At 67.7% G+C, this 8,490-nt stretch carries 6 protein-coding genes; 4 read left to right on the forward strand and 2 right to left on the reverse strand.

All coding sequences use genetic code 11. The features are described 5' to 3' along the window. Positions 1-375 precede the first annotated feature (375 nt). Both IT306_29500 and ugpC read left to right on the forward strand, forming a co-directional pair. Positions 376-1,140 carry a hypothetical protein gene (locus tag IT306_29500; GenBank protein MCC7372586.1) on the forward strand — a complete coding sequence of 255 codons (765 nt, stop codon included), beginning with the start codon at positions 376-378 and terminating at the stop codon, positions 1,138-1,140. A 187-nt stretch (positions 1,141-1,327) separates the two neighbouring features. Beyond that, positions 1,328-2,428, forward strand: coding sequence for a sn-glycerol-3-phosphate ABC transporter ATP-binding protein UgpC (ugpC, locus tag IT306_29505; GenBank protein ID MCC7372587.1), 1,101 nt, complete (start codon positions 1,328-1,330; stop codon positions 2,426-2,428). A gap of 92 nt (positions 2,429-2,520) precedes the next feature. Here ugpC and IT306_29510 read toward each other — a convergent pair whose 3' ends face one another. Continuing rightward, positions 2,521-3,471: a hypothetical protein gene (locus tag IT306_29510; protein MCC7372588.1), complete on the reverse strand. Its 951-nt coding sequence runs from the start codon at positions 3,469-3,471 to the stop codon at positions 2,521-2,523. Between the two features lie 165 nt (positions 3,472-3,636). Here IT306_29510 and IT306_29515 point away from each other — a divergent pair, with 165 nt between their 5' ends. After that, complete coding sequence (locus IT306_29515; protein MCC7372589.1) at positions 3,637-5,415, forward strand: hypothetical protein; 1,779 nt, start codon at positions 3,637-3,639, stop codon at positions 5,413-5,415. A gap of 56 nt (positions 5,416-5,471) precedes the next feature. On the opposite strand, the gene IT306_29520 is transcribed toward IT306_29515, so the two are convergent. Further along, positions 5,472-7,316: an MBL fold metallo-hydrolase gene (locus IT306_29520; protein ID MCC7372590.1), complete on the reverse strand. Its 1,845-nt coding sequence runs from the start codon at positions 7,314-7,316 to the stop codon at positions 5,472-5,474. A 318-nt stretch (positions 7,317-7,634) separates the two neighbouring features. Between IT306_29520 and IT306_29525 the strand changes: the two genes are divergently transcribed. Continuing rightward, a complete protein-coding gene (locus IT306_29525; GenBank protein ID MCC7372591.1) occupies positions 7,635-8,456 on the forward strand; it encodes a hypothetical protein in 822 nt (273 codons plus the stop codon). Positions 8,457-8,490 lie beyond the last annotated feature (34 nt).

Genomic DNA, 8,490 nt, shown 5'->3' on the forward strand with positions numbered 1-8,490 from the left:
CCTGGGTGCGGGGGGGTGGACGTGGCGGGCGCGCCGGCCTCGTCCAGCCGCCCGTCTGACAAATCTGTTGCAGCGGTCAGATTGTGCCACCAGTGCGACTGCTGGCGGCACGCATCCTGCAAGAAGGTTTAGCGCGCGGCACAAACGCCGTGCCAGTCCCCTCCTCAGAGCCGCCCGGGCGCGCCCCACGCCCGGGTGGTTCATGTTATCGGCCGGCTGCTGTGGTCGGGTCCGTGCGGCCGCGTCTCTCAGCACCCTCCGGCCCGCCAGGCCTGCCCGCCCCGGGCTACCATGCCCGCGGCGCAGGACTGCTGCTGCGAGCCGCGCATCCTGCCCCGTATCTCTGGCATTTCACCGACGGTAAGGAGGCGGATCATGGCCGCGTTCCGGTTCAACCCTGCCAAACGCAAGCTCGAAGCCGGCGGCGTCGTCACCCTGGTGATGGGCGACTACACCCCAGACATGTGCGAGTTCCTGGGCAGCCTCGGCTTCGACGCCGTCATGGGCGAGATGGAGCACTCCACGACGTCCTGGCAGGACATCGCCAACATGTCCCGCGCCTGCGACCTCTGGAACATGATGTGCATGGTCCGGATCAACCGCAACGATCCCGCCCTGATCACGCGCACCCTCGACTGCGGCGCGAACGGCATCATGGTCCCGCACGTCAACACCGCCGAGGAGGCGCGGGCCGTCGCCGTGGCCGCGAAGTACGGCCCGGACGGCATCCGTGGGCAGTTCGGCGGGCGGCGCTCCTTTGGGGTATCGGACTACCACCGGCAGGCCAACGACAACGTCATGACGACGATCCTCCTGGAGGATATCGCCGCGCTGGAGCCGAAGAACCTGGACGAGATGCTCGAGGTGGACGGCATCGACGTGTTCTTCGTGGTGCCGGGCGACCTCGCGCAGAGCATGGGCCTGACCGGCCAGCCGAACCACCCCGACGTGCAGGCCGCCGTGGACAAGGCCATCAAGCAGATCGTGGCGTCCGGGCGGAAGGCCGGCGCGCTCGTCAACGACGACACTGTTGAGGCGACCATCGACAAGGGCGTGAGCATCGTCAGCGTGCCCTGGACGATCTGGCTCGCGTCAGGCGCGCGCAACTTCCTGGGGAAGATCGCCGCGAAGGGCAAGTAGCACCTGCTCGCGGGATGCACGGGGACGAATTCTCTCCGACTTTGATGAAATCCCTGGACAGCCCGGGCGTCCCGCGGTATGCTCCGACCGCATCGACGCATTCCGGCAGGCTCTTGCCGGGGCAACGATGCAAGGCGCACGGTTGTCCACCGCTGTGCGTGACCTATTTCGCGTGGAGGAGTTCCCAATGGCGGGAGTGACCCTAGACCACGTCAGCAAGATCTTTGGCGAGGTCCGCGCGGTCAACGATCTGACGATCCAGATCCACGACAAGGAGTTTCTGGTTCTCGTCGGTCCGTCTGGCTGCGGCAAGAGCACCGCGCTTCGCCTGATCGCCGGCCTCGAAGAGGCCACCGCTGGCGACATCTACATCGGCGACCGCCGGGTCAACGACGTAGCCCCGAAGGACCGCGACATCGCGATGGTCTTCCAGAGCTACGCGCTGTACCCGCACATGACGGTGTACGACAACCTGGCGTTCGGCCTGAAGCTCCGCAAGACCCCCAAGGCCGAGATCGACCGGCGGGTGAAGGAAGCGGCCGAGATCCTCGGTCTGCAGAACCTCCTGAAGCGCAAGCCCAAGCAGCTCTCGGGTGGTCAGCGCCAGCGCGTCGCGCTCGGACGGGCCATCGTCCGCGAGCCGCTGGTCTTCCTGATGGACGAGCCGCTCTCCAACCTGGACGCCAAGCTGCGCGTGCAGACGCGTGCCGAGCTGATCAAGCTCCACCAGCGCCTGCAGACCACGGTCATCTACGTCACGCACGACCAGGTCGAGGCGATGACGATGGGTCACCGCATCGCGGTCATGCGCGACGGCATCCTGCAGCAGCTCGACACTCCGCAGGTGCTGTACGACCGGCCGGCCAACATGTTCGTGGCGGGCTTCATCGGCAGCCCCTCGATGAACTTCTTCGAGGGCACGGTCTCCGGCTCCGACTCCGAGCTGTGGGTCGAGGCTGGCACCCTGAAGCTCAAGGTGCCCGAGCACCGGGCCGCCCAGGTCCGTAGCGCGGTTGGCCGTGACGTGATCTTCGGGATCCGCCCCGAGGACATCCACCACCCGACGGAGCGCCCGGATGCGCCGTCGCACCAGAAGGCCCAGGTGACCATCGAGGTTGTCGAGCCGCTGGGCTCGGAGCAGTACGTCTACCTCCGCAGCGGCACCCAGGAGTTCACCGCCCGGATGCCTTCGCGGGCGCAGCTCGCGGCTGGCAACAACGTCGAGGTCATCTTCGACACCGAGCGGATGCACGTCTTCGACAAGCAGACGGAGATGGCGCTGGCCTGAGGCCGAGTCGTCGTCATCAGTCGGCGGTTCTCAGAGGGGTGGGGCGCAGCGATGTGCCCCACCCCTCTCTTCGTGCTCGTGATGATCTGCGCTTACCTCTCCACTCCTGACTCGGTCGCAGATGGTTGTAGACGCCGAAGATGCTCGTCTGCCAGATGCTGCGCCTCCTGCCGGAGCCGCGCAATCTCCTCATGGATCGAGCGAATCTGGTCGAAGAACGGTTGGTTGGCGACGATGCCCGATTGAACGAGCCACGCCGACGCCTCGCTGCGGGTTCGCATGGCGCCCACCTCGACCAGCGCGTCCACGGCAGCAAGGTCGGCGTCCGTCACGCGCAACGTAATGACGTTGTCCCGCGTGGCACTCTCACCGGGACTCTCAGTTGGTGGCCGCCGCCCGGCCTGCACCTGATGCAGCATCGGGCCGCCGGGAGACGTGGGAGGCTGTAGCCAGGCACTGGTTCCGACACTCATCCGCAGCCCGCGTAGCGCCAGCTTCGTCGCGAGCGCCGTGTCCCTGAGGGCGCTGCCCTCCGAGACGAGCCCGACCAGCAGGTGCACGGGCTCGACGCCTGCGCGTGATGGTCGGCTGAGCTGTAGCGCCCCGGCAAGCGCAAGCTCGAGCACATGCTTGCACCGCTCCGACAGAGCAGGCGAATCCGTATCCGTTGGCGGAATGCCCCGAAGCTGCTGCAGGAGCCGCTCCCGCAGGTCGGCAAGCTCCCCCCGGCTGCTGCCGACAACGCGCAGCATCGGTCGAGTAACTGCGCTCGATTGATCCAGGAGCAGCGCCACCAGCAGATGCTCAGGCTGGATCTCACGATGCCGTAGCTGACGCGCCTGCTCGCGTGCTGCGCTGAGCACACGCTGTGAGGTCGCTGAGAACTGATCGAGTGAGGCGGTCGAGGCTGCGGAGCCCGGCTGATCCGCCGTATCGGCGATGTCCGATGTATCGCCAGAGAGATCCATTCCCGACCCGCCGACGGATGAGTGAGATGGGACAGGGACACGGCCAGATCCTGGTAGAGATGGCTCTGAACGCATGACGGCGCTCCTCTCCGAAGTCTATTGTGGGGAATTGTAACTCGATTACATTCTCGGCTGTTCCTCGGGGCCGAAGAGAGCGCGATGGACCTCCGCTCAACGAGCAAACGCATTCCCGCCGCTCACCTTGCGCCGCGCCCACCCTCACCCCGCACACTTGCCGTCATGACGGCTCCGGTCAGGCCTGCCCCCACTGCCACGCCCGAAGCTCACGGCGCGGCCTCGGCTGACGGCACATCCCGCCGTGCGCCTGCCCTGCCCCCAAGCCCCATCCTGGCCGCGTGCCTGGACTGGTGGCCGCTCATCGCCCTGGCCGTCGTCGCCTTCGCGATCCGCTGGCCGAACCTCTGGTACATCCCCCAGTTCACGGATGAGGTCTTCGACGCCCAGGTGGCCTACAGCATCTGGGAGGGCAAGCGCCCGCTGACGGGCGTGAATGCTTACACCGGCGCGCTGTTCTACTACCTGCTGGCGGGCGTCTTCTGGCTGTTCGGCCCGAGCATCTACATGCCGCGCCTGTTTGTGCTGGTGCTGGGCGTGGTGGCCGTGGTGGTGACGGGCCTCCTCGGGGCCGATCTTGGGCGGCGGGCGGCGCTGCGCGCGGCCCGGCCAGAATCGGCGCGCACGGCCGGCTGGATCGGCGCGCTGGTGGGCGGCGGCCTGCTTGGGACCAACGGCGTGCACGTGCTGACGAACAGCCACCTGTCGTGGCCGCACTGCACGCTGCTGCTCTACCTGACGCTGGCGTTCTGGCTGCTGGAACGGGCCGTCTCCAGCGCCGCTCCCACCCTGGCGACTGCGGTCAGCAGCCCAACGGCCCCGTCCCATCCCTCTCCCCCGACACCCGACACCCGACACCCGACACCCGCGTCCGGCTGGGCGCTCGTCGGGGCCGGCTTCTGCTTCGGGCTGGCCCAGCAGCAGCACCCGACGATGCTGCTGCTCTGGCCGGTCTTCATCGGGTACGTCCTGGTGCGCGGCTGGCGCTACTTCCTGACGCGCTGGGCCTACCTGGCGCTCGTCGGGTTCGTGGTTGGGGTCAGCCCGCTGATCGTCTACAACCTGACCACGGACTTCGGGACGTTCAAGGAGTCGGTCGAGCAGACCAGCAACTACCAGGAGGGCCGCACCGACGACCTCAGCTATCGAGGCCGGGTGGTCGAGATCGCGCAGACGGCGCCGCGCGTCGCTGCCACGGCGTTCGACCTCCGCCCCGCGCCGCTCTCGTCGTACCTGCTCTCGCCGACTACCTGGGTCTACACGGTCCTCGGCGTGGCCGGGCTGGTGATGGCGGCGCGGCTTGGGGCGTGGAGTTTGCCGCTTGCCGTGGTCACGTTCCTGGTGCTGTTGCCGGCCTTCCCGGCCAGCCACGATCAGCTACCCCGGCAGGCGCGCTACCTGATGCCGCTCTTTCCGCTGATCTTCGCGGGGGTGGGCGGGCTGGCCGTCTGGGCATGGCTCAGGGTGGGGGCGCGGCGTCCAGCGCTGCGTCCGCTGGTGCTGGCGTTGCTCGCCGTGCTGGTGCTCTACCCGCTCGTGCCGCTCGCCCGCTACGAGCGTGACGTGCTGGCCGCCAACGAGACGAACGACCGCTACTTCGTGACGCTCGGGGCGATGGAGCGGCAGCGCCGGCCTCAGGAGCCAGTCGTGCTGGACCCGACGCTCCAGAACGACCGCACGGGCGCGGCCGGCACGGCTCAGCGGACGTTCGACTTCATGATGGAGCTGCGCGGCATCCGCCGAGCCACGCTCAAAGAGGCGAACGAGCGCATCGTGCGGGAGCTGGACGTGCCGACGGCCATCGTGGTGGCCGACGACCGCGTCGCCAGCTTCGTGGACCGCTCGGGCGCGCCCAACCGCGCCAACGCCGAGACCTGGAGCATCGAGCAGTTGCCGAACGACGACGGCGGCGGCTTCACGATCTGGCGGATCACCCGGCGGTAAGGTGGCCGGAGCGCCCCTCACCCCCCGCTCTGCGGCACCTCCGTGAGTTCGGACGGCTACGGGAGGATGTCCACCAGGGCTTCCGTCACCCAGCCGAAGCGCCGCTCCCCGAGCGCCACGTCGGCGCAGAGGACGTGGCGGCCCGCGGCGTCCGCTGGCACGTCTACGGCGAACGTCAGCGCGCCGTCCTTGCCGGCGAAGAGCATCACCTCGCCAGCCTCAGGGGTGGCCGTCCAGCCATCCGGCAGCGCCAGGCTCGCGCGCAGGAACTCGTCAGTGGGGGCGTGGTTGGTGGCGCGCAACTCCAGGATCAGCCGCTCGCCGGCCTTGACCTTCGTCTGGTACGGGTAGAGCGTGCACCAGCTCGGATCGAGCGCGAAGTTGACCTCGTCGGGGACGGCCACGACCTTCACGAAGGCGTCCGAGAGATCGCGCGCCCAGGTGATGAAGTCGTCCAGGAGCTGGCGGTTGACCTCGATGGCCCCGGTGTGGCCCGTCAGCAGCAGCTCTGGCTCGTACTCGCGCAGGCGCTCGGCCCCGAGCGCGATGCTGTCCACCAGCATCTTGTTACGGTAGACCGGCGCGGCGGCGCGGAGCGGGCTGATGGTCCCGGCCATCAGGTTGTCGCCGGTGAACGCGACCTTGGTGCCGTCCACCTGGCCGAACATCCCGAGCGCCCACCAGGTGTGGCCGGGCATGTGGAACACCGTGAAGCTGTGGCTGTCCCAGGAGAACGTCTCGCCCTCCTTGAGCTTGCGGTCCACGCGGATCGGGGAGGGCAGCAGGCACGGGATGTTGTAGCCGGCCGGGTTTTCGAGGATGTCCGTGAAGTTCTCGAAGATCCAGGCCTGGACGCCATGCTCCTGCTGGAGCCAGGGCAGCCCGGCGATGTGATCGTCGTGGTAGTGGCTGGGGATGACCGCCTCGACCTTCGTGAGGCCGGCCGCCGCCTTCAGGTCGTTGAGCGAGTGCTCGACGAACCGCAGGTCGCTGGCGAAGTGATCCCAGGAGGGGAAGCCGTAGTCGAGCAGCACGCCGCGCCCGTCGTCCGAGAGCAGGCAGTACAGGTTGGAGCAGGAGTGCGGGTTCGCCCACAGGTGTGGCAGCAGCTTCTGCTTCGGCTGATCGACGGCGTGCGGCCAGATCTTCCAGACGCGGCTGGCGCGTAGCTCACGCTGGGCCTCGTACAGGTGGCGCAGGTTGGCGGCGAGGCTGTCCAGTGCCGCCACGGCCCCGGTCGTCATCGGGTGGCCGTGCGAGCCGAGCAGCAGATCGGGCTGGCGGTCGCGGATCAGCAGCGTCGAGTGCAGGGCCGCCCCGACGCCGTCCGGGAAGCCGTACTGCCACTGGAGATCGTGGATGCTGTGCAGCTTGCCCGGCTCGGCGATCAGGTCGCCGACGACGGCGACGGCCTGCTCGTCCACCTGGAGGGTGTACGTCACCGAGCCTTTGGTGTGGCCCGGCGTCGGGACGACCTGGATCGTGTACCCCCGCCACGCGAAGCGCTCGTAGTCCCTGAACCGCTTCGCGATGGGGACCGGGCGCGGCAGCGTGAACCCGATGCTGGAGACGTCGTAGTTGTGGTAGACCCGCTTCAGCCGCCAGAAGGCGTCGGTGTCCGCGAACAGCGCCGCCTCGCGCTCGGGCACGGCGATGGGGATGCCGCGCTCGGCCAGGAGGTAGTCGCCCTGGGCCTGATCGCGGTGGTGGTGGGTGTGCAAGACCCACTCGATCTCCTTGACGCCGGCTTCGTGGAGGTGCTCCAGAATCTGGCCGGAGCCGAAGTCGAACAGGAGGCCGCGCTCGCCGTCCTTGAGGAGGTAGACGTTGCAGGTGTCGCCGAACCAGTAGAGGTTGGGGAGCAACTGCTGGAGCGGGGACGCGGGGTTGGGCTGGCTCATGTGGGCGGCCTCCTGGGATCGAGCAGCGAGATGGGGCGCGCGCTTGCGGCATGGTAGCCGGCCCGAGGCGGAAATAGGGCCTGTGGCTGGCGAACGGCCAGGGCGATTGCATGTTGATGTCGTCGTGCCGCCGCGTCGGGGCTTGAAAGCCCCGCCTACACTCCTGCCGTCGCTGCGCGACGCTCCAGGCTCGCCAGCCCACAGCCAGTCTCTCTACCTGTGGGGCCCGTCGGGATGGCATCTGCGTCCTGGCCGGCTGACCGTTTCATGTTCGCCACATCAGGCGATCAACCACTGCGTCGGGACACTCCTGCCTCCATGTTTCGGACGCAGGATGGTGGCGAGCATTGGCAGCAGGTCACCAACCTCTCGCCGGCTCAGCATGCGATGGCCGTGGCGGTCGGGCCGCCCACACCGTCAGGCCGCACGCTCCTGGTAGCTGTCCGTCCGACCTCAGGCGTACCAAAGGACACGTACCACGTGTACCGGTCGGCTGACGAAGGTGACACCTGGCACGAGGTCTTTGGTGTTCCGCAGCAGGTCGCGGCGCCAGTCCTTGATTTGAGGCTTTCACCTGACATGGGCACAGACAGTGTCGTGCTCATCACCGCGAATGGACGCCTCTATCATTCGGTGGACGCTGGCGTGAACTGGACCGACAGCACTCCCTGGAGCGATCAGGTCTTTGGGGACATCGCGTTTGCGCCGTCGGCCCAGGCTGGCAGCCAGAGGGTCGCCAGCCTCATCTTCGCGACCGCAGTTTCCAGCCTGGTCCCGTCTGTGATGATGGACCGTCGCCCGCGCCCAACTGAGGACCACATCCGTAGCATCGGCGTGGTCCTGTCGCGAGATGGCGGCGCATCCTGGCAGCCGACTCGCGCTCAGCCCGAGCTTGACGGTGTCCCATATCGTCAGATTCAGAGCATCGTCGTCTCACCGACGTATGCGCAGGACCAGGGACTGGTGCTGATGCTGCGGACATCGCCTAGCCCGGCATCATCGACTTGCCGAGTGATGCAATCAAACAACTTCACTGGTGTACCCGATGCATCATGGAACGGGCGGTCGGGGACTGAAGTCCCCGCCTACACGCATGCCGTCGCTGCGCGACGGACACCGGGCACGGACAGGGACTGGTGAGACTACAGCGTCGCGCAGCGACTGCAGGATCGTA

The sequence above is a fragment of the Chloroflexota bacterium genome, assembly GCA_020850535.1.
Lineage (GTDB): Bacteria > Chloroflexota > UBA6077 > UBA6077 > JACCZL01 > JADZEM01.

What these genes read in the sequence shown, in the direction of transcription:
- IT306_29510 (MCC7372588.1), bottom strand. Translation starts at nt 3,471, where the DNA reads ATGCGTTCAGAGCCATCTCTACCAGGATCTGGCCGTGTCCCTGTCCCA.
- ugpC (MCC7372587.1), top strand. Translation starts at nt 1,328, where the DNA reads ATGGCGGGAGTGACCCTAGACCACGTCAGCAAGATCTTTGGCGAGGTC.
- IT306_29515 (MCC7372589.1), top strand. Translation starts at nt 3,637, where the DNA reads ATGACGGCTCCGGTCAGGCCTGCCCCCACTGCCACGCCCGAAGCTCAC.
- IT306_29520 (MCC7372590.1), bottom strand. Translation starts at nt 7,316, where the DNA reads ATGAGCCAGCCCAACCCCGCGTCCCCGCTCCAGCAGTTGCTCCCCAAC.
- IT306_29525 (MCC7372591.1), top strand. Translation starts at nt 7,635, where the DNA reads ATGTTTCGGACGCAGGATGGTGGCGAGCATTGGCAGCAGGTCACCAAC.
- IT306_29500 (MCC7372586.1), top strand. Translation starts at nt 376, where the DNA reads ATGGCCGCGTTCCGGTTCAACCCTGCCAAACGCAAGCTCGAAGCCGGC.